26 protein-coding genes and 1 pseudogene are annotated in these 26029 nt (G+C 42.5%); 10 read left to right on the top strand and 17 right to left on the bottom strand.

Annotated elements, in window-relative coordinates; translation table 11 throughout:
• Window positions 1-2: 2 nt before the first annotated feature.
• The 4 genes from hemE to ACK1U4_RS00915 all read right to left on the bottom strand — a co-directional run bounded on the left by hemE (window position 3) and on the right by ACK1U4_RS00915 (window position 3935).
• Window positions 3-1112 (bottom strand): uroporphyrinogen decarboxylase, encoded by a 1110-nt coding sequence (gene hemE, locus ACK1U4_RS00930; protein ID WP_419399812.1) that lies wholly within the window; start codon window positions 1110-1112, stop codon window positions 3-5.
• 43 nt (window positions 1113-1155) lie between these two features.
• Window positions 1156-1668 carry a hypothetical protein gene (locus ACK1U4_RS00925; RefSeq protein ID WP_419399811.1) on the bottom strand — a complete coding sequence of 171 codons (513 nt, stop codon included), beginning with the start codon at window positions 1666-1668 and terminating at the stop codon, window positions 1156-1158.
• 20 nt (window positions 1669-1688) lie between these two features.
• The gene (gene proB / locus ACK1U4_RS00920; RefSeq protein ID WP_419399810.1) at window positions 1689-2927 is read right to left on the bottom strand and encodes a glutamate 5-kinase; all 1239 of its coding nucleotides are present in this window, start codon (window positions 2925-2927) and stop codon (window positions 1689-1691) included.
• Between the two features lie 258 nt (window positions 2928-3185).
• On the bottom strand, window positions 3186-3935 hold the full coding sequence (locus ACK1U4_RS00915) for a YebC/PmpR family DNA-binding transcriptional regulator (RefSeq protein WP_419399809.1): 750 nt from the start codon (window positions 3933-3935) through the stop codon (window positions 3186-3188).
• 282 nt (window positions 3936-4217) lie between these two features.
• Between ACK1U4_RS00915 and ACK1U4_RS00910 the strand changes: the two genes are divergently transcribed.
• The gene (locus ACK1U4_RS00910; protein WP_419399808.1) at window positions 4218-5111 is read left to right on the top strand and encodes an ion transporter; all 894 of its coding nucleotides are present in this window, start codon (window positions 4218-4220) and stop codon (window positions 5109-5111) included.
• 10 nt (window positions 5112-5121) lie between these two features.
• Here the strand turns inward: ACK1U4_RS00910 and ACK1U4_RS00905 are convergent, their stop codons facing one another.
• The 4 genes from ACK1U4_RS00905 to ilvA all read right to left on the bottom strand — a co-directional run bounded on the left by ACK1U4_RS00905 (window position 5122) and on the right by ilvA (window position 8867).
• Window positions 5122-5433, bottom strand: a complete 312-nt coding sequence (locus ACK1U4_RS00905; protein ID WP_419399807.1) for a type II toxin-antitoxin system YafQ family toxin — start codon at window positions 5431-5433, stop codon at window positions 5122-5124.
• Complete coding sequence (locus tag ACK1U4_RS00900; protein ID WP_419399806.1) at window positions 5423-5701, bottom strand: type II toxin-antitoxin system RelB/DinJ family antitoxin; 279 nt, start codon at window positions 5699-5701, stop codon at window positions 5423-5425. Before ACK1U4_RS00900 ends, ACK1U4_RS00905 begins: the two co-directional genes overlap by 11 nt.
• Before the next feature lie 59 nt (window positions 5702-5760).
• Entirely contained in the window at window positions 5761-7086 is a 1326-nt protein-coding gene (locus ACK1U4_RS00895; protein WP_419399805.1) for an ABC1 kinase family protein, read from the bottom strand.
• 230 nt (window positions 7087-7316) lie between these two features.
• Window positions 7317-8867, bottom strand: coding sequence for a threonine ammonia-lyase, biosynthetic (gene ilvA / locus ACK1U4_RS00890; RefSeq protein WP_419399804.1), 1551 nt, complete (start codon window positions 8865-8867; stop codon window positions 7317-7319).
• A 183-nt stretch (window positions 8868-9050) separates the two neighbouring features.
• Between ilvA and rpiA the strand changes: the two genes are divergently transcribed.
• On the top strand, window positions 9051-9710 hold the full coding sequence (gene rpiA / locus ACK1U4_RS00885) for a ribose-5-phosphate isomerase RpiA (RefSeq protein WP_419399803.1): 660 nt from the start codon (window positions 9051-9053) through the stop codon (window positions 9708-9710).
• A gap of 97 nt (window positions 9711-9807) precedes the next feature.
• Window positions 9808-10095 (top strand): pyrimidine/purine nucleoside phosphorylase, encoded by a 288-nt coding sequence (locus ACK1U4_RS00880; RefSeq protein ID WP_419399802.1) that lies wholly within the window; start codon window positions 9808-9810, stop codon window positions 10093-10095.
• A gap of 66 nt (window positions 10096-10161) precedes the next feature.
• On the opposite strand, the gene ACK1U4_RS00875 is transcribed toward ACK1U4_RS00880, so the two are convergent.
• Complete coding sequence (locus ACK1U4_RS00875; RefSeq protein WP_419399801.1) at window positions 10162-11103, bottom strand: pirin family protein; 942 nt, start codon at window positions 11101-11103, stop codon at window positions 10162-10164.
• A gap of 297 nt (window positions 11104-11400) precedes the next feature.
• Between ACK1U4_RS00875 and ACK1U4_RS00870 the strand changes: the two genes are divergently transcribed.
• From ACK1U4_RS00870 to ACK1U4_RS00850, 5 genes and pseudogenes are all read left to right on the top strand, one after another.
• Window positions 11401-12684, top strand: coding sequence for an aspartate kinase (locus ACK1U4_RS00870; protein ID WP_419399800.1), 1284 nt, complete (start codon window positions 11401-11403; stop codon window positions 12682-12684).
• Between the two features lie 381 nt (window positions 12685-13065).
• A pseudogene (csrA, locus tag ACK1U4_RS00865) lies at window positions 13066-13230 on the top strand (carbon storage regulator CsrA); the annotation flags it as partial.
• A 264-nt stretch (window positions 13231-13494) separates the two neighbouring features.
• Window positions 13495-13848, top strand: coding sequence for a HopJ type III effector protein (locus tag ACK1U4_RS00860; protein WP_419399799.1), 354 nt, complete (start codon window positions 13495-13497; stop codon window positions 13846-13848).
• 33 nt (window positions 13849-13881) lie between these two features.
• Window positions 13882-14133, top strand: a complete 252-nt coding sequence (locus ACK1U4_RS00855; RefSeq protein WP_419399798.1) for a hypothetical protein — start codon at window positions 13882-13884, stop codon at window positions 14131-14133.
• Window positions 14130-14504: a hypothetical protein gene (locus tag ACK1U4_RS00850; protein ID WP_419399797.1), complete on the top strand. Its 375-nt coding sequence runs from the start codon at window positions 14130-14132 to the stop codon at window positions 14502-14504. The genes ACK1U4_RS00855 and ACK1U4_RS00850 overlap by 4 nt, the downstream gene beginning before the upstream one ends.
• Here ACK1U4_RS00850 and ACK1U4_RS00845 read toward each other — a convergent pair.
• From ACK1U4_RS00845 to ACK1U4_RS00835, 3 genes are all read right to left on the bottom strand, one after another.
• The gene (locus ACK1U4_RS00845) at window positions 14487-15002 is read right to left on the bottom strand and encodes a nucleoside deaminase (RefSeq protein WP_419399796.1); all 516 of its coding nucleotides are present in this window, start codon (window positions 15000-15002) and stop codon (window positions 14487-14489) included. The two genes, ACK1U4_RS00850 and ACK1U4_RS00845, sit on opposite strands and share 18 nt — an antisense overlap.
• 48 nt (window positions 15003-15050) lie before the next feature.
• The gene (ung, locus tag ACK1U4_RS00840; RefSeq protein WP_419399795.1) at window positions 15051-15773 is read right to left on the bottom strand and encodes a uracil-DNA glycosylase; all 723 of its coding nucleotides are present in this window, start codon (window positions 15771-15773) and stop codon (window positions 15051-15053) included.
• A gap of 324 nt (window positions 15774-16097) precedes the next feature.
• Window positions 16098-16583 carry a MaoC/PaaZ C-terminal domain-containing protein gene (locus ACK1U4_RS00835; RefSeq protein WP_419399794.1) on the bottom strand — a complete coding sequence of 162 codons (486 nt, stop codon included), beginning with the start codon at window positions 16581-16583 and terminating at the stop codon, window positions 16098-16100.
• A 480-nt stretch (window positions 16584-17063) separates the two neighbouring features.
• Here ACK1U4_RS00835 and nrdA point away from each other — a divergent pair, with 480 nt between their 5' ends.
• Complete coding sequence (gene nrdA / locus ACK1U4_RS00830; RefSeq protein WP_419399793.1) at window positions 17064-19370, top strand: class 1a ribonucleoside-diphosphate reductase subunit alpha; 2307 nt, start codon at window positions 17064-17066, stop codon at window positions 19368-19370.
• Here the strand turns inward: nrdA and ACK1U4_RS00825 are convergent, their stop codons facing one another.
• The 5 genes from ACK1U4_RS00825 to ACK1U4_RS00805 all read right to left on the bottom strand — a co-directional run bounded on the left by ACK1U4_RS00825 (window position 19371) and on the right by ACK1U4_RS00805 (window position 24099).
• A complete protein-coding gene (locus tag ACK1U4_RS00825) occupies window positions 19371-21035 on the bottom strand; it encodes an ABC1 kinase family protein (protein WP_419399792.1) in 1665 nt (554 codons plus the stop codon).
• 157 nt (window positions 21036-21192) lie between these two features.
• The gene (locus ACK1U4_RS00820; RefSeq protein WP_419399791.1) at window positions 21193-21834 is read right to left on the bottom strand and encodes a ubiquinone biosynthesis accessory factor UbiJ; all 642 of its coding nucleotides are present in this window, start codon (window positions 21832-21834) and stop codon (window positions 21193-21195) included.
• An 11-nt stretch (window positions 21835-21845) separates the two neighbouring features.
• Window positions 21846-22334 carry a hypothetical protein gene (locus tag ACK1U4_RS00815; RefSeq protein ID WP_419399790.1) on the bottom strand — a complete coding sequence of 163 codons (489 nt, stop codon included), beginning with the start codon at window positions 22332-22334 and terminating at the stop codon, window positions 21846-21848.
• A 3-nt stretch (window positions 22335-22337) separates the two neighbouring features.
• Window positions 22338-23267 (bottom strand): bifunctional demethylmenaquinone methyltransferase/2-methoxy-6-polyprenyl-1,4-benzoquinol methylase UbiE, encoded by a 930-nt coding sequence (ubiE, locus tag ACK1U4_RS00810; protein WP_419399789.1) that lies wholly within the window; start codon window positions 23265-23267, stop codon window positions 22338-22340.
• 133 nt (window positions 23268-23400) lie between these two features.
• On the bottom strand, window positions 23401-24099 hold the full coding sequence (locus tag ACK1U4_RS00805) for an FFLEELY motif protein (protein WP_419399788.1): 699 nt from the start codon (window positions 24097-24099) through the stop codon (window positions 23401-23403).
• A 182-nt stretch (window positions 24100-24281) separates the two neighbouring features.
• Here ACK1U4_RS00805 and ACK1U4_RS00800 point away from each other — a divergent pair, with 182 nt between their 5' ends.
• Window positions 24282-25868 (top strand): hypothetical protein, encoded by a 1587-nt coding sequence (locus ACK1U4_RS00800; protein ID WP_419399787.1) that lies wholly within the window; start codon window positions 24282-24284, stop codon window positions 25866-25868.
• Window positions 25869-26029: the final 161 nt, after the last annotated feature.

The following is a 26029-nucleotide window of genomic DNA, read 5'->3' as shown; positions in this document are numbered from 1 at the left end:
CCTTATAATTGAAATTCATGCACCGCATCAATAAAGGCTTTGGCGTGGTCAGGATTGACCCATTGCTGAATCCCATGCCCCAAATTCGCCACATAGCCTGTCTTATCACCCACACTATAGGCATCCGCAAGCATCAAATGCGTATGTTTACGAATCTCTGCAGGGCTGGCATATAAAGTCGTGGGGTCAAGATTGCCTTGTAACGCAATGCCTTTATGCAGTTTTTTATGGATTTTGGTGAGTTCTTTTTGTTGGTCAAACACAATTTGGCGAGCCTTATCCATCGGCATCGTCCAATCCAGCCCCAACGCATCTGCACCGCTATGGGCTTGGGTATCAAGCCATAAGCCCCCACCTTTGGTAAATAGCACCACAGGAATATCAGGGTGTTTTTCTTTCAAGGTGGTGATAATTTGGGTATTGTAATGGTGCGAAAACTCGACAAACTGACGATGAGCCAACGCCCCACCCCAACTGTCAAAAATCTGTACCAGTTGAGCCCCTGCCTCAATTTGAGCGGATAAATAATCCACCACACAAGCGGTCAATTTGGCAAGCAAAGCGTGCAAGGTCGCAGGGTCGCTATACAGCATGGTTTTGGTATGGCGAAACTCCTTTGAGCTACCACCTTCGACCATATAAGTGGCAAGCGTCCACGGACTACCCGAAAAGCCAAACAATGGGGCTTTACCACCCAACGCATGACGAATACTGGTGACGGCTTTCATCACATAATCAAGCTCAGTTGCCATATTGACATTTGGCAAAGCTTGCACATCTGCCATCGTGCGGACGGTGTGTTTAAACTTAGGGCCTTCGCCCGTTTCAAAATACAAGCCCAAGCCCAACGCATCTGGCACAGTCAAAATATCGCTAAACAAAATCGCCGCATCAAGGTCAAAACGGCGAAACGGCTGAATGGTGACTTCGGTCGCTCGGTCGGTGTCTTTGCACAGGCTTAAAAAGTCGCCAGCATCTTTGCGAGTTTTGAGGTATTCTGGTAGGTAACGTCCTGCTTGACGCATCATCCACACAGGCGTGGTGTCGATGGGTTCAAAGCGGATGGCTTTTAGCAGTCGGTCGTTCTTTAATAGGGGGAAATTTTGGGTCATGGATTTTGCCTTTGGATATAATAAGTTGGGTACTGCAAATCAGCTACATTAGCAATTGGCTTTTTAGTACGTCTTTTATATTGTCGTCATACTTTCCTAAATAGGTATTCTTTAAAAAGTTCATTTCGTCATTGGGATCAAAGCTTGCCTCCCAAACCATCTCTCCAATATTTTCAGCAAATTTATGAATGTCGTAATAAACTAACTGGTTATCTGAATTATACCAATCAAATCTAGCTATTTTATCTTTCTCAGTCCAATAACTTTCCACTCTACAAATTAGCGACAATGAATCATTTATTAATCGAAAGTCACTAAATCCATTTCCTTCACCATCTTTATCATAAGTATATTTTCTGAGACCTACTACGGTAACGCTATTTGGACCGAATACCGTACATGATATAAGCCTACCCTCTCGATCAAACTCTAAAAGTTCATCCTGTAATATTCTATTATTCAAATCCATATAAACATGACGAATACTCACACCGTAACTATTGCGGTAGTAAATTTCTTTGTATTTTTTACGAGTAAAGACTTGGGTTGACAACATAATTAACTCACTTTAAATTATCACAAAACAGCCATATTATCTCGATGAATCATCACGGCTCGTTCATCGGCTGTCCCTAAAATCTGCTCAATCTCACTATTGCGTTTTTGGGCAATTCGTTTCGCCTCATGCGATGAAAAATCCACCTGTCCCACCGCAATTCTCACGCCCTCAGCATTGACACATTCCACCACATCGCCTGCATCAAAATCACCTTGCACCTCAACCACCCCCACAGGCAGTAGGCTTTTATGCTTATCGACAATCGCATCCACCGCCCCATCATCAATCACCAACCGCCCTGCCATGCGTAGATGGGCAGCGAGCCATTGTTTTTTGGCAATCATTTTATCCGCATCATTGGTAGTCAAAAGCGTGCCTAACCGCTCGCCTGCCACCACACGGCTGATGACATCCTCAATCGCCCCACTCACAATCACAGTCGGACAACCGCCCATCGCCGCCAGCCTCGCGGCACGGATTTTGGTGAGCATACCGCCACGACCCAGTTTACCGCCATCGCCTGCGATATCAAATAGATAATCCGCCATCGCTCGCTCGGTTTGTATCAAAGTCGCATTCGGATTGGTACGAGGGTTATCGGTAAACACGCCTTGTTGGTCGGTGAGAATAATATACAGGTCGGCTTTTACCATCGCCGCCACCATCGCCCCAAGGCTGTCATTATCACCAAATTTGATTTCATCGACACTCACCGTGTCATTTTCGTTGACCACAGGCAATACACGCCATTCAATCAACTGCTGTAAGGTGCTAGTGGCATTGAGATAGCGATGACGATTGGCAAGGTCATCATGGGTCAATAATAGTTGGGAAGTTTGCACGCCATATTGAATACAGGCTTGCCACCACGTTTCGATTAAGCCCATCTGTCCGATGGCGGCACAGGCTTGCAAGGCTTGGAGTTTTTTGGGGCGTTCGTCAAGGTTCATTCGTACCACGCCTTCCGCCACCGCCCCTGATGATACCAGTAACATTTGGTAGCCTTGCTTTTGTAGTTTGGCAATTTGTTTTGCCCATTCATAGATAGCGGTGCGGTCTAGCCCCTTGCCATTATTGGTGAGTAGTGACGAGCCGATTTTGACCACAATGGTTTTTGGGTCAAGCGGGCTTGTTGGCTCAACTGGGTATTGAGAAGTTTCTGTGCTAGTTTGAACAGGTGTTTGATGGGATAAAGGCAGGGTTAAATCAGTCACTTGGCTCGGCTCACAGTTCACAAGGAAGGATAATTGTAACATTTTTTAATGCTGAATAAAGAGGATTTATCCATATAACTGGCAATTTTACGCCTTAAATTAGCCATTAAATTATGTTTCACAAAAAACTGTGCATCATGGGTACATAAAAAATAGTGTTACGAATTGAAAAATATTGATGGCAAAAATATCAATGCCGACCGCCTAAGTCGACTGATGATTAATTTGCAAAAGCAGTAAAACCGATGTAGGCTAGGTCGAAGGATAAGCCCCAACCTAGCCATTAATAGCATTGGTTAATTAGGCATCCAATTCTGCCATGACTTCATCGCTAAAGTTAACATTGGTATAAACGTCTTGTACATCGTCCAAATCTTCAAGCATATCAATCATTTTCATAATTTTTTTGGCATCTTCGATGTCGGTGATATCTGCCATCGTTGAAGGCGACATGGTGACTTCGGCATTGTCAGATTTTAGTCCTGCCTTCTCTAAGGCATCCATCACTTCACCGAAGTTTTCAGGTTCGGTAATGACCAGTAGGCTTTCACCATCGTTTTCGATGTCGCTTGCCCCTGCCTCAAGAGCCACTTCCATCAGCTTATCTTCAAGCGATAAGTCTTCAAAGGTAATTTCGCCACGTTTGCTAAACAAATATGCTACCGAGCCTGATGTACCAAGGTTGCCACCGTTTTTACCAAACGCATGACGCACTTCGCCCACGGTGCGGTTAATGTTGTCAGTCATGGTTTCGACAATCACTGCCACACCGCCCAAGCCGTAACCTTCATAGGTGATTTCTTGCACATTATCATTGTCGCCACCGCCTGCACCACGCTCAATCGCACGTTTGACCGTGTCTTTGGTCATGTTGACTGAATAGGCTTTTTCGACCGCTGCACGCAGACGAGGGTTGGTCGCTGGGTCGGGTTCACCTTGTTTGGCAGCCGAAACCAACTCACGGATGATTTTGGTAAAAATTTTGCCTTTGGCAGCGTCTTGTTTGGCTTTACGGTGTTTGATATTTGCCCATTTGGAATGTCCAGCCATGTGCATGTTCCTTTTGAAATGTATTAAATATAATGACCTTTTCCATACCCATTTTTGACAAAAAATATCGTGGGTAACCCACGCTACGACTGAGGGTTAGGGAATTGGAAAGAATTCTATTAAAATGACAGCTAAATTTTGAGGCTATATTATAAACGAGGCTCACCGCTTTCGCATAGGGGGTGATGGGGAATAAGGTAAATTTGTTGCATTAAAATCCGCAAAAATCTAAGTATCTGTTTTATAATGCGGTATTACCGTGGCATAGTAGACCCTTTTACCATGAAACCTCAAAATAATAATCAAAAGACCAGTAAACAAAAAGCTGATAACAACCTAGAACCTTATCCCAAAAAACCCAACGCTACTCATCAGCTCCGCCAAGCCATTCATCTGGTAATTGATGGGACAGATACGCCCATGGGTAAGTTATTTGATGTGATATTGCTGTGTGCGATTGTGGCGAGTGTGATTGTGGTGATGCTCGATAGCGTGCTGTTATTTCAGCTAAAATATGGGCAGTTGTTTTATTATTTAGAATGGGTCTTTACCATTTTGTTTAGTATTGAGTATGGATTACGGCTGTATTCTGCCCCCAATCGTTTACGATATTTGTTTAGTTTTTATGGTATCGTGGATTTTTTATCCATTTTACCGACCTATATCACGGTGTTGACGGCTCTCAGTGTACAGTCATTGATTGTGGTGCGAGTGTTGCGGATTTTACGGATATTTCGTATTCTCAAGATGGCAGAATATATGCAACAAGCAGGTTTTTTGGCGATGGCATTACGCAGTAGCCGACATAAAATCGCTGTATTTTTTGTGTCAGTGCTGACATTGGTGACGATTTTCGGCTCAGTGGTGTATGTGGTGGAAGGGGCTGAAAATGGGTTTACCAGTATTCCTGTGAGCATTTATTGGGCGGTTGTCACCATGACGACCGTGGGCTATGGCGACATTTCACCCAAAACCCCTTTGGGTCAGACCATCGCCTCCTTGGTAATGATTATGGGTTATTCGATTATTGCTGTACCAACTGGGCTGTTTACCGCAGAACTCAATAAAACCATGCGTCCACAATTACAGCCAATTAGTTGCCCCAATTGTGGCAAGTTTGGTCATGCGATTGGGGCGGATTTTTGTGACCGTTGTGGCTATGATTTGCACGTCTAAACTTAAGCCCCTAACGAAAGAGTTCGCTATGTGTGCCAATTCTCACAAAAACCACAGTTTCTAATACGCCTATTTTACCTAGAGTATAAATCAATAAAAAATCACCGCCAATATGACATTCTCGGTGATTTTTCCAGTTACCTTTCAATTCATGGTCTAGCCATTCTGCTCCCAAAGGTTCATCATTGGCAATGAGTAGCAACATCACTTGTTTTAAGCGAACCATGTTGTAACGACCTGTTTTATTTAGGCGTTGCCAATCTGAGAGAAAATCTTTGGTAAAATCGGAACTTCTAGGCAAATTTGTACGTTTATTTGCCATGCTGTTCTAACTCATCAAATAATGCGTCTGCATCAGTGAAACGGGCTTGTTGGCGTTGGATAATTTCTTCTGATTCTTGCAAAGCTCTTGATGTTGAAGCATTTGGCACTTTCATATCAAATGGCATACCTTGTTCGTTGACAACCCGTGTCAAAAAAAATCGTACCGCCTCTGACATTGACATACCTAACTCTTTTAATGTGGATTGGGCTTGTTGTTTAATATCATCATCAATACGAATATGAAGCATACTGGTCTGTGCAGTCATATAATTTCACCATTGTGTATCGCAATTGAGATACATCATAACATATATTGATAGGCTATTTAAGATTTTTCTAATGCAGGCAACTCAATATATTCGCCCATCAATTCACTTAAATCGATGCTTACGCCCAAATTCACCAAATTCCAATATTGTCCAGAAATGGTGCGGTCAAGCATCATGGTCAAGGGTGACGGTTGAAAGCTTTGCCAATATTTTAGCGATTCCTTGGCTTTGGCGATGGCTTGATGATGGGTTTGGCTTTTGCTAAAGTCATAAGGGGCGTGTTTGGATAAATCAAACAACTCGGTAAACCCATAAGGTGTCAAACCAATTTGCAACCAATCTTGATAAAACTGCGGTGGCAATGGCTGGTCATCATCTTTTTTGACCCCCACGGCAATCAAATCCTGCTCAAGGGCAGTGACATCGCCTTTTAGGCAATGTTTGGCAAACCGTTGAAATAACGCCACTTCATCATGGCTATACGATTTAATTCCCCCAAAATCATACGCCACCACTGACCCATCAGGGCGAAAAGCAAAATTCCCCGGATGAGGGTCGCAATGTAAACGATACAGTTGAAACAACTGCCCTGCACTAAAGCGAAACAGTTGGGTAGCAATTTTTTGTTTGACTTCATTGTCCCATGTTGAGGCGACTTCGAGTTTTTCGCCCAACTCTTGCGACAAGGTCAAAATGCGTTTGCTTGAGTGGCTGGCAAATACTTTGGGGATAATCAGCCCTGTATCATTGGCATGAAAATTGGCAAAAATCGCTAAATTATGGGCTTCTTTGGTGTAGTCAAGCTCATCGTACAGGCTATTACGGATTTCGGTAAAAATCTGCTCTTGCAAACTTTTATCCATATTAATCATGCCTGTAATTTTGAGGGCAAGACGCACTTGTTTAAGGTCGCTGTCGATATTGTTATCAATATCTGGGTATTGCACCTTGACCACCACCGCCTGTCCACATGGCAATACCGCTTTATGCACCTGCCCAATGGAGGCGGCGGCAAAGGGCTGTTCATCAAACTGCAAAAACAGCTCACTCATCGGCTTGCCAAGCTCACGCTCGACTTGCTGTTTGATGGTGGCAAACGGCATGGGTGGTGCGTCTTTTTGCAGTTTTTCGAGGGCTTTGGCGACTTCGGGCGGAAATACGTCTTTGTATTGCGAGGCGATTTGACCAACCTTCATCACTGCCCCTTTCATCTCGCCAAGCGTGTCAGCGATTTGTAGCCCAACGGTTTGGAGCATTTCGCTACGGGCTTTGAGTTTGTCTTCCTCTGAGCCTGCGATGCTTTTTATCGAACTTTTGACGGCTTTCCCTGTGATACTGGCGGTCATGCCTGCGAGTTTTAAGAAGCGTGTTTTTGATGACATATTGTTATTTTCAAATAATCAAATTAGGTTGGAGATTAGCAGAAAATACCGCTAAAAGCTATGTGAATCAGATGATGCCATCAAATTTTTCGCATAAATTGGGTTTGCTTGAACTAGCAAAAACGTTCGCCCTGAGCTTGTCGAAGGGTAACGATTTTCCTATGGTTCGACAAGCTCACCACAAACGGAAAATCGTAAAAACATATTTTTTAACCATATCGTATTTTTATTTATTGTAAAAACATCTGATAGCCCAAATTATCGCTGATGTTTTCACATTCATAGCCGATTTCTTGTAAGGTGTTTTGGAGTTTTTCGGCAGTTTGTTCACCCATCTGAATCCCTGCCAAAATCCGCCCTTCCGCCGCCCCATGATTGCGATAATGGAATAACGAGATGTTAAAATCCGACCCCAATTTTTCCAAAAAGTTGAGCAAAGCCCCCGGACGCTCTGGAAAGACGATACGGAACAACTGTTCATCTTTTAACCCTGTATGCCCACCGATAAGATAGCGGATATGGGTTTTGGCGACTTCATCATCGGTCAAATCCACCACATGATAATCCGCCGTGGTCAATAATTCGTGTATCGCTTGACGTTCTTTTTGTCCTTCTTTGAGGGCGATACCGACAAAGATACTGGCAGATTTTTGGCTGGCAAGCGGATTGTCATTAAGACGGTAGTTAAACTCGGTGATATTACGCCCCTTTAACGCACGGCAAAACGCCAAAAACGCCCCTTTCTGCTCTGGAATGGTCACGCCAAATACGGCTTCTTTTTTCTCACCGATTTCGGTACGTTCTGCAATATACCGCAGTCGGTCAAAGTTCATATTCGCCCCACACACAATCACGGCACAGTTTTTGTTTTGTAATTGGTGTTCTTCGATATATTTTTTCATCCCTGCCACTGCCAACGCCCCAGCAGGCTCGACAATGCTACGGGTTTCATCATACACATCTTTGATAGCAGCACACACTTCATCATTGCTACAGGTGATGACTTGGGGGTCAACCACAGGCTCGCCTTGGTCATTTTTGGGCGAACGTACCACGTCAAAAGGAAGTTTGCCAATTTGAGCCACTGCCACCCCATCGACAAACAAGCCTACTTGAGGCAATCGCACACGCTCGCCTGTTTCGAGGGCGATTTTGAGGCAAGCGGCTTCTTCAGGTTCGACAGCAATGACTTTGACATGAGGGGCGATTGCCCCCAAAAATGCCGATACCCCAGCAATCAAGCCACCGCCACCAACAGCGACAAACACATAATCCATTTTTCGCCATTGTTGTACCAATTCCATCGCAATCGTGCCTTGCCCTGCGATGACTAATTCATCATCATACGGTGGCACAAAGGTCAAGCCATCGGTTTGGGCTTTTTCGATGGCGAAATTATTGGCTTGGTCAAAGCTATCGCCATGCAGTAGCACGTTGCCCCCCAACGCTTTGACGGCATTGACCTTGATGTCTGGCGTGGTGGTGGGCATGACGATGATGTTTTTAAGATTGAGTCGATTGGCAGAAAATGCCACGCCTTGAGCGTGATTGCCAGCTGAAGCACAAATCACACCACGAGCCTGTTCTTCAGTGGTTAGCTGGCTAATGCGATTGTACGCCCCGCGTAATTTAAACGAAAACACAGGTTGGTAATCTTCTCGTTTAAAACGGATATCATTGCCGAGGCGTTGGCTAAGTTTTTTGGCAGGTTCAAGGGGCGTTTGTACCGCTGCGTCATACACGGTGGCTTGTAAAATAAGTTTGACCCAATTTGATAACATAATATTTTCCAGTTTTATCACAGTATTTATGCAAATTTATGGTTAGATTAGGACTTTAGGGGTTAGCTTGCAAGTATTTTTACGGTAAAATAAGTTGCATTATTAATAACCAAAGGTTTTTATTTGGTTTTAGCCCATTTATTTTTATCATTTATCACGCTCGCCAACCTCAAGGAATCTTTTATGTCCACCCAACAACAGCAAAAGCAAGCAGTCGCCAATGAAGCCCTTAAATACATCGAATCAGGTATGATTCTGGGCGTTGGCACTGGCAGTACCGTTAACTGTTTGATTGAATTATTGCCAAAAGTCAATCTTAAAGGGGCGGTCGCAAGCTCGCAAGTGACCGAAGATAAACTCAAAGCCCTTGGCATTGAAGTGATGGATTTGAATTTTACAGGTGAGTTGGATTTATACATTGATGGGGCGGACGAAGTAAATGCCGACTTGCAACTGGTCAAAGGCGGTGGCGGTGCGTTGACACGAGAAAAAATCGTGGCAGCCGCCTCAAAGCAGTTTATTTGTATGGTTGATGAAAGCAAATGGGTACAAAAATTGGGCGTGGGCTTTCCATTGCCGATTGAGGTATTGCCACAAGCTCGCTCGTATGTGGCTCGTGAATTGGTCAAATTGGGCGGTGAGCCTGTGTATCGTGAAGGATTTGTCACTGATTATGGCAATCTGATTTTGGACGTATATGACCTTGACATCACTGACCCACTGGCGATGGAACAACAGCTTAATAACATGGTCGGCGTGGTGTGTAATGGCATTTTCGCCATGCAACGAGCCAACAAACTACTGATGGCAGGGGCGGATGGAGTAAAAACCTTAACTGTTTAATCCGATAATGAATGCAAAATATCATTGCTAATTTGTGAAAATTGGTTATGATAATGGTGTGTAATTTTCTATGGATTGATACAATTAAGGAACGACTATGTTAAAAGTGAATCAATATTTTGATGGTAACGTGGCTTCAATCAGTTTTCAAACTGCCACCTTGCCAGCCACCGTGGGTGTGATGAAAATTGGTGAATACGAATTTGGTACAAGCCAATTTGAAACCATGACTGTGGTCAGTGGAGCAATTTCGGTATTATTGCCAAATGCGACTGAATGGCAAACCTTTAGCCCATCTGAACAATTCACCATCGAAGCCAACCAAAAATTCAAAGTCAAAGTAGACGTTGAATCGGCGTATCTTTGTACTTATGAAGATAAATAATCTGTATTGCAAACAAAAAAAGCAACCACTTGGGTTGCTTTTTTGTTTGTAATATCAATGACATTCTTACGCCATTTGCCCAAATTTCCCTGCATTAAAATCCAAAATCGCTTGGCGGATTTCTTGCTGAGTATTCATTACAAAAGGTCCATAGCCAACAATCGGTTCATTAATCGGCTCACCACTCATTAGCACCAATTTTGCCCCATCCATCCCAGTGCTTAAGCGAATATAATCCTCGCCCTCACCGCCTTGTTCGACTTCAAAGGTAATCAATTGGCGAGCAGAAGCACGGTTTTGGCTATCTGCATTCATGGTTACATCCCCTTCACGCACCAATAACAATAAGTTATGGCTTCGAGGAATCGCCAATTCCACACTGCGATTTGGCTCTAGCACCACATCCCATAGATTGATGGGGGTAAAAGTCGTGGCAGTGCCTTTGACAGACTCGGTTTTATTGGCAAATTCACCTGCAATCAAGGTGACTTTCCCTACTGGCTGTCCACTTTCATCGGTCAGTTTGACCACAGGCATATCAGCATGGGCAAGGTGTTGGTATTTGGCAGGGGTGGTTTTATCTCTGGCAGGCAAATTCACCCAAAGCTGTACCATCTCAAAATCACCCCCTGTTTGGCTAAAGGCTTCGGAATGAAACTCCTCGTGAATCACGCCATTACCTGCGGTCATCCATTGCACATCGCCTGTTTTAATCGTACCACCACCACCGCTTGAATCACGGTGTGACACTTCACCTTGGTAGGCAATCGTCACCGTTTCAAAGCCTTTATGCGGATGCTGTCCCACGCCACGAGGTGAGGCTTGATTGGGTTCAAAAAATTGACTGGCAGCATAGTCCAACATCAAAAATGGGTCAGTGCGTTTATCCCCTGCCATGTGGCTAAACATCGGATTGACATGAAAGCCATCACCTACCCAGTGTGGGCGTGGGGCGAGGTGGACTTTATCCACTTGGCGGTAGGTTTTTTGGGTTGTTTGATTTGACATAGCTGTTTCCTTATTTTGTTATCAGATTAATATGGGGATAATGAGGGATATTTTCAAGTATTTCTTATTTAAATAATGGCAACGTAAATTTTAATTAATAAATTATAGTATTTTAGACTGATATTTTTGACCAATTAATCGTAAATATATCGGAAAAGTTTTGATGCTAATAACGACAAAGACGACATTTTATCCCTGTTTAGCCGTGATTTTCCTTGAAGCAAGTTTTATAAAATGGTATAAAGGGTAGTTAAATTGTAACTCGCAATATTTTCACTTTTTTGAGGGTAATTGGTTATGGCATTAATCGTGCAAAAATACGGTGGCACTTCAATGGGCAGTATTGACCGTATTAAAAATGTTGCCCAACGTGTCAAACGTTGGCATGACAATGGTCATCAAATCGTTGTGGTCGTATCTGCCATGAGTGGCGAAACCAACCGTCTTATCGACTTGGCTCGTCAAATTTCTACCGCACCTGACGCTCGTGAATATGACCAAATGGTATCAACTGGCGAACAAGTTTCGATTTCTTTGCTAGCAATGGCTCTTAAAGAAATTGGGGTCGATGCCATGTCAATGACAGGCGGTCAAGTAGCGATTCGCACCGATGACAGCCACATGAAAGCTCGTATTCAACACATTGATGATTCACAACTTCGCCAAGCCTTGAATGCAGGCAAAGTCGTGGTGGTGGCAGGTTTCCAAGGCATTGATGACCACGGTGATATCAACACCCTTGGGCGTGGTGGCTCGGATACCACAGGTGTCGCACTGGCAGCCGCCCTATCAGCCGATGAATGTCAAATTTATACCGATGTTGATGGCGTGTATACCACTGACCCTCGTGTCACCCCAAAAGCCAAGAAATTAAGCAAAATCACCTTTGAAGAAATGCTAGAAATGGCAAGCCTTGGCTCAAAAGTGCTTCAAATTCGCTCCGTTGAATTTGCAGGTAAATACCATGTGCCATTGCGTGTATTATCAAGCTTTGATGAAAATGTTGATGGCAATTTTGATGATAATTTTAAAAATAACGTGGGTACATTAATTACCACTGATGAGGGAGACACCATGGAACAACCTATCATTTCAGGCATCGCCTTTAACCGTGATGAAGCCAAAGTTTCAATTCTTGCCGTTGCTGACAACCCCGGTATTGCCAGTGCTATTTTAAGCCCTGTCAGCAATGCTAATATTGAAATTGACATGATTATTCAAAACATTGCTGAACATGGCTTGACTGATTTCACCTTTACGGTCAATCGTGGTGACTATGACAAAACCTTGGCTATTTTGAATGAAAACCTTGTCAATATTGGTGGTAAACAAATTCTTGGCGACAATAAGGTTGTTAAAGTATCCTTAGTCGGTGTGGGTATGCGTTCGCATGCAGGGGTTGCTAGCAAAATGTTTGAAGTGCTTGCCGAAAATCACATCAATATTATGATGATTTCTACCAGTGAAATCAAAATTTCAGTATTGATTGCCGAGCAACATCTCGAAAAAGCGGTCAAAGCATTACATACAGCTTTTGGTCTTGACCGTGTCGATGGTGAAAGCAAGGTTGCTGGTTTATAAGATTTTTGTAAATTCAGCCCTATGTTAAGGCTTATATGGCATAAAAGTGCTTTATAAGCCTTTTTTATTATTGATTTTAGATTATAATTAACATCTTTTTTCGTATTTTTTAACCAAACGCCATTTAACCCTTAAATACCAATGTTGGGCAATATCTTTTGATTAAAATCTAAAATCGTTTCTTGAATAATATTTGTTCTATTTGTTTGAAAAACACTTAACATCGTTATAATTTTAGGATTATAATGTTGAGAGTTCAGTAGTAAAGATAGTTTAGGCATTGGGCAATGCCGTATTTTAGCTAGTTATCATTGAGATAAAACAATAAATTCACTGAGATGGATATTTAACCAAAAGATAACGACATAAGGAGTGTGACATATGTTAATTCTAACTCGCCGTGTTGGCGAAACTTTAATGATTGGCGATGAAGTCAGTGTAACCGTCTTGGGTGTCAAAGGCAACCAAGTCCGCTTGGGTGTGAATGCCCCCAAAGATATCGCTGTGCATCGTGAAGAAATCTATCAACGCATCTTACATGAGCGTACAGGCGAGCCAATTTATGATGCCAATACGCCTTATGGCAATCCTGCCGAGCGTCAACCGATGGGAGGACAAGACTTCCCACAACATCGTGGTAGTCAGTATCACCAAAATGACCGTCAAGGCTTTCACCATGAGCGTCCCAAAGCTCCCATGAGCCACCTTGAAAATCGTGGTGGTTTTGGACAGCCTCAACAAAACTTCAATCCTTCATTTGACCCTTTTGAAGATGATTATTACAATCGCTAATGTTTTATTGAGGTTTTTATGAACAATATTGATAAACTTAAATTATCATCACTATTAGCACACCTTGACAATAAAAAAATTGATTTTAAAGGCGTACTTCATGTGATTGATAGTGCTTACCATTATACGCCAACCGCTTTTATCAATGGCGAAGTGCATAATGAAGCAGGTGAAAATGAAGGCAGTTGTAAAGTATTTGGTTTTGCATTGCATCATAATTTAACGCAAGTGGATACCTTAAAGCTATTTGCTGAACATTATGAGGCAGTAAAAAACACCCCCAAAGGTACTGACCATGCCAATATTCGCAATTTTTCGTTTTTTGGTTGGCAAGGATTTTTAATGCCAAAAAATTGCTTAACAGCGAAATAATTTTCAAATTATTAATTTTACAAGGTAATTGTTATGTTAATTGAATTAAGCACATTACCACCCAGCGTACAGACATTTATCCAGCAAGGTGAACCTCTTGAGTTCACCAAAAATGGACAAATTATTCAAAAGTTTATTGTTACGCCTAATAAAAAAGAATTACCATTTAACTATGACCTTAAAGCCATGCAACACGCTGTGGATGCTCCAAGACATGAAGTTCCTAAAGAAGCATTAATGGATTTAGATAGCTTTGATAAATGGTTAAGAGTTATTACACAATGAAGGTGATAATTGGTGATGATTTTGCTTTAAAGTTGGTTAATTTCCCCAATACTGATAAACAAAAAATCAGACTATTCATTTTACATCTTGAAAAACATGGCTTTGATGGTTTAACAGGACGAAATAAATCTTCTGATAACGTCCCTTTTAATGACCCTAATTGGTCAGACAAAGTTGCATATGCCCAAAAATATCAATTATGGCATTACCACATTGGCATACCAAATTATACGATGACTAATAATGGAGAACAAATCAGCGAATATATTATTCACTATATTAAAGAATCAGATAAAATCATTCTAATTTCAATGTCTTACCACCCTCCCTTTGAATTGCCAGATGAATCTATTTTAAGTTATCAAGACTGATTTGACAGCCTTCCGCCGTTGCCGAAAAAATTGTTTTAATAATTCACTACTTTGCTCTGCCATCAGCCCATATTCAACTTGCAAAGCGTGATTATAAAACCCCACTTCCTCAAATTTTTGCTGACTAATCAACATCCCTGCCCTCGGCTCGGCAGTGGCAAACACCAAACGAGATACTCGGGCATGAATCAACGCCCCCAAACACATGGTACATGGCTCAAGCGTGACAAATAGCTCACAACCTTGCGGTAGGCGATAATTGTCAAATATTTTGCAAGCATTGCGAATCGCTACAATCTCGGCATGGGCGGTGGCATCTTTGGATAGTATTGGCTGATTAAAACCTGTGGCGATAATCTCATTTTGATAAACTAGCACTGCCCCCACAGGCACTTCACCAAGCCTTGCACCATATTCGGCACAGGCAAGGGCGATTTGCATATAACTATTGTCTATATCGGAAAATTGCGAGTATTTATTATTGAAATTCAGATTCATTGGGTAATTCAAACGGTGGGTGAAAATTCATATCAACAATTTTTATCATTACTGCGGTAATTGCCAATCAATCGGGCTTTTGCCACAGCTCATCAAATAATCATTGGCTTTGGAAAACGGTCGAGTACCAAAAAATCCGCCTCGATTTGCCCCCAATGGTGAAGGGTGAGTCGCTGTCAAAATCAAATGCTTGCTAGGGTCGATAAACCGCCCTTTCTTTTGAGCATAACTGCCCCATAAAATAAACACGCAATGCTCACAATGTGTATTTACCGCCTCAATCACCGTATCGGTAAACCGCTCCCAACCTTTTCCTTGATGGCTACCTGCCTGCCCTGCTTCCACGGTTAGCATACTGTTGAGCAGTAGCACGCCTTGCCTTGCCCAATAGCTCAAATCACCATGCCGTGACGGCGGAATATTTAAATCCGTTGCCAATTCCTTCAAGATATTTTGCAGACTGGGCGGTTTGGGAATCGCCTTTGGCACAGAAAACGACAACCCCATCGCCTGCCCTGCTCCATGGTAGGGGTCTTGCCCCAAAATCACCACTTTGACCTGTGATAATGGGGTCAAATCAAAGGCATTAAACATCAAATGCTTGGGCGGATAGATTTCTTTGTTTTGGGCATACGCTTCACGCAAGAACTGCCGAATAGCGTCCATATTGGCACTGGTCAGTTCTTCGGCTAGGGCGTTTTTCCAGTCGTCAGGCATTTTGACCTTTGCCAAAACGACTTGTTTTTCGGTAGAGAGTTGTTGAATAGTCATAAATTTTTCTGTTATTAATATGAAAAAAGCCAAGTCATTGCTTGGCTTTATAGTATAACAAAATCGTCTAAAAAATTTGTTAAAATCTTATTTTATCGTTTCAATATAAAATCAAACCAGTTTGGTAGGGGCGTATTGCATACGCCCAATATCTCATATTATTTTTGGGTAATGTAAAAATGGCAAGTTTTAAAAAATCAATACAATGTAAGGTACGTTTTACGCACCACATAGATAAAATCAGCTTTTTTAAGGGTGCGTATGACGCACCTTACGATGGTTAAAACTTACCTTTTACACATTGCCTATTTTTGATTTAATGGATTATACAAACTGCTGGGTCAATTGCATCGCATCCAATTTCACCACATCACGGCTAATTTTTTCGCTCGGTGGAATCACTTGGGCTTCGCCATTCACGACCGCTTTGCCCTCTTGATTGGTCACTTGGCAATCCAATGTCACCCATTTTTTCTCATCATTTTTTTCTTTAACCGTCAAAGTTGCCGTCAAGGTATCACCAAAATGCACAGGACGGCGGAATGACAAAGTTTGATTGATATAAATTGTGCCAACGCCAGGAAACTTCGTGCCAAGCAATGCCGAAATCAAGCCTGCCGCCCACATACCATGTGCGATTTTGCCTTTAAACATACTGTTATCCGCATATTCGCTATCCAAATGGGCAGGGTTGTAGTCGTGCGTGACCATCGCAAAGGCTTTCACATCGTCTTCGGTGACGGTGCGTGTCATGCTGTCTGATTGTCCAATGCTGAGTTCGTCATAGGTGACATTGCTAAAAGTTGTCATGGTTTATCCTTATTGTTGGTAGAAAAATTGAGTAATTATTAAATTTTATTCATACTTTAACTATACCATAATTCAACGCTATTTTGATGACAAACGCCAACAATTAGCAAGTTTTTTTTGCTGTTGAAATTAAATCAATGGGTGTTTTATCTACCAAATGATGAATTTTTTGCATGATAAATCACTTGCTTTTGCTAACTGCAAGTAAAATCAAGCGTTTAAAACTTTTGCAATCCCAAGCAAATTTTTTTTGAAAAAACAAGTCTAGAATTACAAAAAAATTTGCGTTATATTGTGCAAACCAAAATAACTCACACCTAGATATAGTATTTATTTTCTTTAATTAACACTAATTATTGATTTATCATACCAACTTGCCAAATTTTCCGTTGAGCAGGTAGGTGGGGTTGTTTTTCTTTTTTTTGACTGGCTAAAGTTGGTATAACATCAACCATCCGCCAAACAATAAGGATAATGACCATGACTCGCTTTGAACAAATCCAAGTAAAAAAACGTGACGGACGACTAGAGCCGATTGATTTGGATAAGATTCATAAGGTCATTGAGTGGGCGGCGACTGGGCTTGATAATGTGTCGGTGTCACAAGTCGAAATTAGTTCACATATTCAGTTTTATGACAATATCACGACCAAAGATATCCACGAAACCATCATCAAATCGGCCGCCGATTTAATCTCGGTAGCGACCCCAGATTATCAATATTTATCCGCTCGTTTGGCGATTTTTCATTTGCGTAAAATTGCCTATGGTCAGTTTGAACCACCGCATTTGTTTGCCCATGTCAAAAAATTGACCGAAGCAGGCAAATATGATGCCCATATTTTACAAGACTATGACGAAAGTGAATTTGACGAATTAAACGCTTATATCGACCACAATCGTGATATGAACCTTGCGTATGCCGCCGTCAAGCAGATGGAAGGCAAATATTTGGTACAAGACCGAGTGAGCAAAAAAGTGTTTGAAAGCCCACAGTTTTTGTATATGCTGGTGGGGATGTGCTTGTTTGCAAGCTATGATAAATTATATGACAAAGCCACTCGTTTGGACTATATCAAACGCTTTTATGATGCGACTTCGACCTTTAAAATCTCGTTGCCAACGCCCATCATGTCAGGCGTGCGTACCCCGACTCGTCAGTTTAGCTCGTGCGTGCTGATTGAGTGCGATGACAGCCTTGACAGTATCAATGCGACAACGTCTGCTATCGTGCGTTATGTGTCCCAACGAGCAGGGATTGGTATTAATGCAGGTCGGATTCGTGCGTTGGGCAGTGCCATCCGTGGCGGTGAAGCCCAGCATACAGGCTGTATTCCGTTTTTTAAAATGTTCCAAGCGGCGGTGAAATCCTGCTCACAAGGTGGCGTGCGTGGTGGGGCGGCGACGCTGTTTTATCCGATTTGGCATTTAGAAATCGAAAATTTGTTGGTGCTAAAAAATAACCGTGGCGTGGAAGATAACCGTGTGCGTCACATGGATTATGGCGTGCAAATCAACAAAACCATGTACCAACGCTTGATTAAAAATCAAGACATTAGCCTATTTTCACCCTCTGATGTTGACGGATTGTATGAAGCGTTTTTTGCTGACCAAGCCGAATTTGAACGCTTGTATGAGCAGTACGAAAACGATGAAAATATTCGCAAACGTAAAATTTCTGCTCAAGAACTGTTCAGCCTAATGATGCAGGAACGTGCCAGTACAGGGCGAATTTATGTGCAGAATGTTGACCATTGTAACACGCACAGCCCGTTTAATCCTGCGGTCGCCCCGATTCGTCAGTCCAATCTATGTATGGAAATCGCCCTACCGACCAAATCGCTTGACAATATCAATGATGAAAACGGCGAAATCGCCCTTTGTACGTTATCTGGCATTAACTTGGGTGAAATCAATCAGTTAAGCGACATTGAAGAACCTGCCGAGTTGATTGTGCGTGCGTTGGATGCGTTGCTTGATTATCAAGATTACCCAGTCGCCGCCGCCAAAAATGGCTCGATGAAACGCCGTACTTTGGGTGTGGGTGTGATTAATTATGCCTATTATTTGGCAAAAAATGGCACAAAATATTCAGATGACTCAAAAGGTACAGACGGGGCATTGGGGCTAACCCATCGCACCTTTGAAGCGTTGCAGTATTATCTATTGCAAGCCTCCAGCAAACTTGCCAAAGAGCAAGGGGCGTGTCCTGCGTTTGGCGATACCACGTATTCACAAGGGATTTTGCCGATTGACACTTATAAAACCGATATTGATAGCTTTTGTGCCGAGCCGTTGCAACTGGATTGGGAAGCGTTACGCACCCATATCACCACGCATGGCTTACGCAATTCCACGCTGTCAGCCTTGATGCCGTCCGAAACATCAAGCCAAATCGCCAATGCGACCAATGGTATCGAACCGCCTCGTGGCTTGGTGTCGGTGAAAGCGTCTAAAGATGGGATTTTGAAACAAGTCGTGCCAGAAATCAACCGCCTAAAAGACCAGTATGAGCTGTTGTGGCAAATGCCGAATAATACAGGCTATCTGCGTTTGGTGGCGATTATGCAAAAGTTTATCGACCAAAGTATTTCTGCCAATACCAATTATGACCCTGCGAAGTTTGAAGATGGGCGTGTGCCGATGAAAGCCATGATGCAGGATTTGTTGATGGCGTATAAATATGGGGTGAAAACTTTGTATTATCATAACACTCGTGACCATGCCAATGATGCTCAAGATGATATGGATGCTGATGGCTGTGCAGGTGGGGCGTGTACGCTTTAATTAGCCCATCAACCGCCACACCACAAATAGCACCGCAATGACATAAAATAGCGGTGCTAGCCAACTACTCACCTGCCACATCGCATGACTGACAAGCATTTGAGCGATAAACAACGACCCAAAAAAACCCACCATCGCCACCCAATCTTGATGACGGCTTTTGAGCATATCGGCTCGAATTTGCTGAATCTCTCGCAGTTGCTGGTCTTGATGACCACCCAAATTAGCAAGACTTTGCAAGCTGTTATCAAGTAATGATGGCAAATCATTCAGGCTTAATAGCAACTCTGGCAGTTGTTTTCGCATATCGCCCATCTTTTTCATAGGGTCAAATTGTTGTTTTACCCATCCTGTCAAAATCGGCTTGGCAAGCGACCAAATATCCAAATCTGGGTACAAATCTCGCCCCAATCCTTCGACATGAACCAATGTTTTGAGCAGTAACATCAACTGCGGTGGAATATCCAAATGATAGCGTCTGGCGATATCCAAAATCGACATCAACACGCCTGCAAAGTCAATCTCATTAATCGGCTTGCTAATCATCGGTGATACGGTACGTTTCATATCTCGCATGAGGGCATAGCGGTCGGTATTCGGTGGAATCCAGCCTGCCCGAGCGATGATATCAACAAGCCCAGTGAAGTTATTATTCATCACGGATAATAATAGACGAGCGACAATTAACTGGTCAGCTTTGGATAATTCACCGACAATCGAGCAATCAAGGGCGATATAGCGTGGGTTAGGATTTTCTGTCCCTTTTGGCAAAGTTTCGACAAACACATTCCCTGGGTGCATATCGGCATGAAAAAAGTTATCTCGAAACACTTGGGTAAAAAATATCGTCAAGCCTTTTTCGGCAAGGCTTGCCCTATCGTAGCCCAATTCATCAAAAACATGGGTCTGCGAAATCGGCACGCCTACGATACGCTCCATTATCATCACGTTTTTACTGGCATCATACACTTCTGGCACATACATCAAGGATGAACCAAGAAAATTATTTCGCATTTGCGTGGTGTTCATCGCCTCAAGGGTCAAGTCCAACTCATTGAGCATGACTTGGCGATAATCCTCCACAATATCAATGATATGCACTGCCCTTGCTGACTCAAGGCGAGCCGAAGCCCATTGTGCCAAATCACGCAATAACTCAAAGTCAGCGACAATCTGCTCTCGAATGGTCGGACGTACGATTTTGACTACCACTTCACGCCCATCATGGGTACGAGCGGTATGCACTTGAGCAATCGAGGCGGCGGCAAGGGGTGTTTCATCAAAACGAGCAAACAGGCTTTCAAGCGACTGCCCTAACCCACCCTCTTTGGTGGATTTTTCGATTTGGGCTTTGGCTATCTTGACATCAAACGGCTTAACACGGTCTTGCAGATGCACCAACTGCTCAATAATCGCAGGTGGCACAAGGTCACGGCGAGTCGATAGTAGCTGACCGAGCTTGAGAAACAGCGTCCCCATGTCCTCTAACGCAAGCTTCACACCATTCGGATTGGGCTTGGCAAACCATGCCACAGGGTGCATAGCAATCATCCGTGCGATAGGCTCAAGCTGTGGATTTTCGTCAAGCGGTAGGTGGGTATCAAGGCGGTAATGGGCGGAAATTCGCCACAGTTCAAGTAGTCGTTTGCGGTGGGTTAATAGCACGATAGCAACTCAATGATAATTTTATAATTGCTCAGATTTTAGCATGAACGCCAAAGTTTTTTAATGTAAATATTAAGGCAATTAAGGATTTTAGCGTTTATTCAATCAGATAGTTTAACAAGGGCGTATTGAATTGAATACGCCCAATTTTTTGTTATTAATGCTCACCCATCAATTTAGCTTGCTCTTGTTTAATAGCCTCTAATTTAGCCTGTTCACGCTCGACATCGGCACGCAATTTTAGCAGTTGTTGCTTTAGGGCATCATGTTCGTCTGCACCATGATGATTGGGCGATTTCCAATCTGCCATTTCTGCGATATCGGCAAATACATCTTTGAGTGGTGTTTTAAGGTTTTGTTTCATCCCACCTATCAGCCCTGTCAACTGACTGGCAAGCGGTAGCCCGATGATGGGTTGTAGTTTGCCAATGATATCTGGGTCAAAGCCTGCCATCAGCGTTTTGACTTGCATTAGCACTTTATAATCACCTTCAATCGGTAAGTTACCTTGCGGTTCGCCCATCAGATACAGCAGATGATTGGGGTTTTCAGCGGTTACGGTACAGTTAGGCTGATTGACGATATCTGTGCCTTTGGGTTCAAACACAGATTGGCTGACAGGCTCAAAGCGGATATGATTGTCATTAAAAATTGTGTCAAATTGCAGATTGGGTTCACGCAAGACAAGGCGGAGTGATTTGGCTGTTAGGGGTTGTAGCCCTGCTTGGGTGATGGGGTCGGTGGCAAGGGCAAGATTGACGATTTTTTCCACGCCAGCTAATAATAAAACTGTGAACATCTGATTCTCTTTTAGTATATAAATTTCAGTGAGCTATTATAGTTTTCAGCGTAACGCTTTATTAAAATAATAGTTTCATCAAATTTATCAGCTAATAAATTTTGATTTAAAACATACTCTTGATGTGTAGTTTCAATAGCATAATAAATTTTATGCCCATTTGTCGTGTTGCTAATTTTCATGTCTATCATGGCAATATCTTGCCAACCGATAAAGTGAATTTTACCATTTTCATTGATGGTCAAACCACTTTCATCAAGCATTAAATAAGGAATAGATTGATAATTCTTTTGGCTATTAAAGTAAGTAATCCATAGACCCACCAAGCCAATCAACCCCATTAAAAACAGAAAAACTAAGAGAAAGTGAGCCTCTTCAACAATAAAAAGCCCACTTACAACTACCACTAAAAAACAAATTAAGTAAATAGAAATCTTTTTAGTGGCTTGTTTTAGATTAGTAAGATTGAAGAAAATGTCACGTTTACCAAAATCATTCATCAATTACTTTTTAAACCCACGATGCACCGCCACAATACCACCTGTCAAATTATGATAATCACAATTCACAAAGCCAGCCTCTTCCATCATACCCTTTAACGTACGTTGGTCAGGGTGCATACGGATAGACTCCGCCAAATACTGATAACTCTCGCTATCATTCGCCACCAATTTACCCATCAATGGCAATGCCGTGAACGAATACAAATCATACGCCTTTGACAATGGCTCAAACACAGGCTTAGAAAACTCAAGCACCAGCAAACGACCGCCTTTTTTGAGTACACGATACATCGAGCGTAATGCCGCATCTTTATCGGTAACATTACGTAAACCAAAGCTAATCGTCACCAAATCAAAGCTTTCATCCTCAAATGGCTCAAGGTTTTCGGCATTGGCAAGCACAAAATCCACATTGCTACAGCCTGCATTTAGCAGACGCTCACGCCCTACTTCTAGCATCGCCTCATTGATATCCGATAGCACCACATGACCTGTACGACCGACTTCTTTACTAAACGCCTTTGCCAAATCGCCTGTACCGCCTGCGATATCTAGCACTCGTTGCCCTGAGCGTACACCCGTTAGACTAATCGCATAACGCTTCCATAAACGATGAATACCAAAGCTCATCAAGTCATTCATAATGTCGTATTTTTTGGCAACTGAGGTAAAGACTTCGGCGACTTTTTCTTGCTTCTCGGCTTTTTTTACCGTTTTGTAGCCAAAATGGGTGGCTTCTTCACCATCGGTTTCGGCAGTGTGTGGATTAACAATCGCAGAACGGTCAAAGCCTGTTGAAGAATTTGATACTGGTTTTTCTGATTTGGTCGCAGGTTGGGTCAGTTGTTGACCTTGTGGGACTGAGGTTGGTAGGTCATTGGCATTGCTAAAATTGGTATTTTGTTGACTATTTTGTGTATTATTGCTCATAAATTTTCCTAAATTTTTATTAACACATTTAACAATTTATACAGTCGTTTAAACCAGAAATAAGACAGTTTTGTAGGGGCGTATTGCATACGCCCAAAATTTCAAAGTCTGATTTTTGATTTAATTCACAATATTATACGTCAAATGGATTGGCTTTGCCTGCATGCACATTGTCAATGATTTGCAATTCTTTGGCACAAAACGGCTCGATAAATTCTCCCATGCTTTTGATGGGTTTGATGGCTTGAAAACCTTCATCAATAAAATCATACAACACTTGCATATTGTGTTTATAGGCTGTGCTTTTGGCAAGCGAAAAGGCTTTTTGCAAAATAAATGATTTAAGATATTTATCACTGCGATAACACATGGCTTTAAGGTCAGCGATTTGTTGCACACGTTGGGCTTTGGCATTGACTTGCTGATAAGCCGTTATCATATTGGCTTCATTGACAGGCAAATCATTACTCAATAAATATTGAGCCAACTGCATATCCAAACGAATGGCAGTAATGGCTTCGGTTGCCCCTGATAGACCTGTTTCGATGGCAGTGTTAGGGACAAACTTTTGTAATTTTTCGGCTTTTTTGACCATACGTTCGAGCATACTGGCAAGGCTATTAAATTTATCACCGCCATACAGTTGGTCAATCAAAAATTTGCCCATCGCTTGATGTTTGGCAGGGCTAAACAAGGCTTCGTGGGTGCGGTGAATACGTCCACGTTGCCACGCTTGGACTTCTGAGAGTTTTTGAGCCAAAACTGGGTCATTGTGGTAAGGAAATTGCCAAAATTCGGTTAATTGCTTTTCAATTTGTTCAAATCCGCTCATAAAATTGCTCGCTTAGGCTAGTTAACGATAAAAAATAGGGTCAAAAATGGATGGTGCAAAAATAATCGTATTACCTTAATGCAAAATGCCCAAAAACACAAATTGTAAATTGTTTAGCTCGCTCAAATCATGGTAAGGTAAAGGTTTAGGAACATCATTTTTAACAAATCCAAGGAATGAATATGTCAAACAAAAAAAAGCTTTCAACACCAACCAAATCCCCTAGCCCCTCAGCAGGTTCAAATGGTCAAACCATTGAAAAGTTAAGCCTTGAAGACCAACTCAACTATCAATTATTACAAGCCCAAAAAAACCTCAAACAATCTGCCAAAAAAAGCCTCATAATCCTAGTCAACGGCATGGAAAACGCAGGCAAAGGGGAAGCTGTCACCGCCTTGAGTGGATGGCTTGACGCTCGCTATCTCAAAGTTCACGCCACCATGGGCTACCACCCCAGCCATTACCAACCCATTTGGCAACGTCACACGCCTCAGCTACCGCAACACGGTGAAATTGCGATTTATTTTGGCAATTGGTATGCTGACTTGATTCGATTTGTGTTTGATAGTGGGGACGAACTGGACGAAAAACGCCTACGCCAAATGCTAGACGATATTCAAGCCTTTGAACAAGACCTTATCAATAATAACACCCATATTGTCAAATGTTGGTTTGACGTGGATAAAAAAATCCTCAAAGACCGCCTCACCGACAATGACCCAGACCCCGAACAGCTTTATCATATTGATTGGCAAAACAAAAAACACCGCAAACACTTCCAAAAATTTAGCCAACAATTACTTGCCAAACAAAATAACTGGCATAAAATCAACGGTGATGACTTTGACACCGCCAATTTACAATTTGCCCAAATCGCCTTACAAGCGATTGAACAAGCCAATGCCCATACCAATGAGGCTAATCCTGCTAGCGATACCACCCCCAACACGCCAACTATCACATTTCAACCAGCACCTATCCCCAAATCCTTGACCCAATTTGATAATAAGGTTTTGGATAAAAACACCTATAAAAAACAACTGAAAGCCAAACAAAGAACCCTCGAAAAACTGCTTCGTGAACGAGGACAGCGTCATATCATCATGCTATTTGAGGGGATGGATGCAGCAGGCAAAGGTGGGGCGATTAAACGCATTATCGAAACCCTTGACCCTCGTGAATACATGATTCACCCCATCTCAGCTCCCACTGAAACTGAGCTTAAACACCCTTATCTATGGCGATTTTGGACTCGCCTGCCCCAAGATGAATTGAGTAATATTGACATTGAATTTTTGGCAAATAAATACCCAAAAAGTCGCAGTATCAAAACCCTAAAAAACCAACAACAAGACAGCCGAGTGACGATTTTTGACCGTAGTTGGTATGGGCGAGTGTTGGTCGAACGTATCGAGGGCTTTGCCAAACCTACCGAATGGCAACGTGCCTACGCTGAAATCAATCGCTTTGAACAAGACTTGGTACAAAATGGGGCGATTGTGTTAAAGTTTTGGCTTGCCATTAGCGAAGATGAGGAACTAAACCGCTTTAAGGCTCGTGAGCAAACCCCCAATAAACAGCATAAAATCACCGATGAAGACTGGCGTAACCGTGCCAAATGGGATGACTATGTGCAATCAGCAAGCGATATGATAGCCTTGACCAGCCCAAAATACGCCCCTTGGCATATCATCGCCACCAATGACAAATTGACTGCTCGCCTGCAAGTGCTAGATGCCATCATCAAACAACTTGCCGAGCAACTTTAAAGGTTATTGATGATAAAATCTATCCAACTAGCGAAGCATAAATCCCAAGCGTTGCAATAAATTCAAATCGCTTTCATTTTTGAGCAATGCCCCTGCCATTGGTGGTAACGCCCCAGTGGGATGGGTTAATTGCTCCAAAGCTGTCCCTTCCCCCTCTCCAC

Source organism: Moraxella sp. TY6, from assembly GCF_048551375.1.
Classification (GTDB): Bacteria; Pseudomonadota; Gammaproteobacteria; order Pseudomonadales; family Moraxellaceae; genus Faucicola.
This window is presented reverse-complemented; position numbering and strand designations above follow the sequence as displayed.

What these genes read in the sequence shown, in the direction of transcription:
- rpiA (WP_419399803.1), top strand. Translation starts at nt 9,051, where the DNA reads ATGTCCACCCAACAACAGCAAAAGCAAGCAGTCGCCAATGAAGCCCTT.
- ACK1U4_RS00855 (WP_419399798.1), top strand. Translation starts at nt 13,882, where the DNA reads ATGTTAATTGAATTAAGCACATTACCACCCAGCGTACAGACATTTATC.
- ACK1U4_RS00915 (WP_419399809.1), bottom strand. Translation starts at nt 3,935, where the DNA reads ATGGCTGGACATTCCAAATGGGCAAATATCAAACACCGTAAAGCCAAA.
- ACK1U4_RS00870 (WP_419399800.1), top strand. Translation starts at nt 11,401, where the DNA reads ATGGCATTAATCGTGCAAAAATACGGTGGCACTTCAATGGGCAGTATT.
- ACK1U4_RS00925 (WP_419399811.1), bottom strand. Translation starts at nt 1,668, where the DNA reads ATGTTGTCAACCCAAGTCTTTACTCGTAAAAAATACAAAGAAATTTAC.
- hemE (WP_419399812.1), bottom strand. Translation starts at nt 1,112, where the DNA reads ATGACCCAAAATTTCCCCCTATTAAAGAACGACCGACTGCTAAAAGCC.
- ung (WP_419399795.1), bottom strand. Translation starts at nt 15,773, where the DNA reads ATGACTATTCAACAACTCTCTACCGAAAAACAAGTCGTTTTGGCAAAG.
- ACK1U4_RS00835 (WP_419399794.1), bottom strand. Translation starts at nt 16,583, where the DNA reads ATGACAACTTTTAGCAATGTCACCTATGACGAACTCAGCATTGGACAA.
- ACK1U4_RS00845 (WP_419399796.1), bottom strand. Translation starts at nt 15,002, where the DNA reads ATGAATCTGAATTTCAATAATAAATACTCGCAATTTTCCGATATAGAC.
- ACK1U4_RS00850 (WP_419399797.1), top strand. Translation starts at nt 14,130, where the DNA reads ATGAAGGTGATAATTGGTGATGATTTTGCTTTAAAGTTGGTTAATTTC.
- ilvA (WP_419399804.1), bottom strand. Translation starts at nt 8,867, where the DNA reads ATGTTATCAAATTGGGTCAAACTTATTTTACAAGCCACCGTGTATGAC.
- ACK1U4_RS00895 (WP_419399805.1), bottom strand. Translation starts at nt 7,086, where the DNA reads ATGTCATCAAAAACACGCTTCTTAAAACTCGCAGGCATGACCGCCAGT.
- ubiE (WP_419399789.1), bottom strand. Translation starts at nt 23,267, where the DNA reads ATGAGCAATAATACACAAAATAGTCAACAAAATACCAATTTTAGCAAT.
- ACK1U4_RS00805 (WP_419399788.1), bottom strand. Translation starts at nt 24,099, where the DNA reads ATGAGCGGATTTGAACAAATTGAAAAGCAATTAACCGAATTTTGGCAA.
- nrdA (WP_419399793.1), top strand. Translation starts at nt 17,064, where the DNA reads ATGACTCGCTTTGAACAAATCCAAGTAAAAAAACGTGACGGACGACTA.
- ACK1U4_RS00815 (WP_419399790.1), bottom strand. Translation starts at nt 22,334, where the DNA reads ATGAATGATTTTGGTAAACGTGACATTTTCTTCAATCTTACTAATCTA.
- ACK1U4_RS00820 (WP_419399791.1), bottom strand. Translation starts at nt 21,834, where the DNA reads ATGTTCACAGTTTTATTATTAGCTGGCGTGGAAAAAATCGTCAATCTT.
- ACK1U4_RS00905 (WP_419399807.1), bottom strand. Translation starts at nt 5,433, where the DNA reads ATGGCAAATAAACGTACAAATTTGCCTAGAAGTTCCGATTTTACCAAA.
- ACK1U4_RS00910 (WP_419399808.1), top strand. Translation starts at nt 4,218, where the DNA reads ATGAAACCTCAAAATAATAATCAAAAGACCAGTAAACAAAAAGCTGAT.
- ACK1U4_RS00880 (WP_419399802.1), top strand. Translation starts at nt 9,808, where the DNA reads ATGTTAAAAGTGAATCAATATTTTGATGGTAACGTGGCTTCAATCAGT.
- ACK1U4_RS00900 (WP_419399806.1), bottom strand. Translation starts at nt 5,701, where the DNA reads ATGACTGCACAGACCAGTATGCTTCATATTCGTATTGATGATGATATT.
- proB (WP_419399810.1), bottom strand. Translation starts at nt 2,927, where the DNA reads ATGTTACAATTATCCTTCCTTGTGAACTGTGAGCCGAGCCAAGTGACT.
- ACK1U4_RS00860 (WP_419399799.1), top strand. Translation starts at nt 13,495, where the DNA reads ATGAACAATATTGATAAACTTAAATTATCATCACTATTAGCACACCTT.
- ACK1U4_RS00875 (WP_419399801.1), bottom strand. Translation starts at nt 11,103, where the DNA reads ATGTCAAATCAAACAACCCAAAAAACCTACCGCCAAGTGGATAAAGTC.
- ACK1U4_RS00800 (WP_419399787.1), top strand. Translation starts at nt 24,282, where the DNA reads ATGTCAAACAAAAAAAAGCTTTCAACACCAACCAAATCCCCTAGCCCC.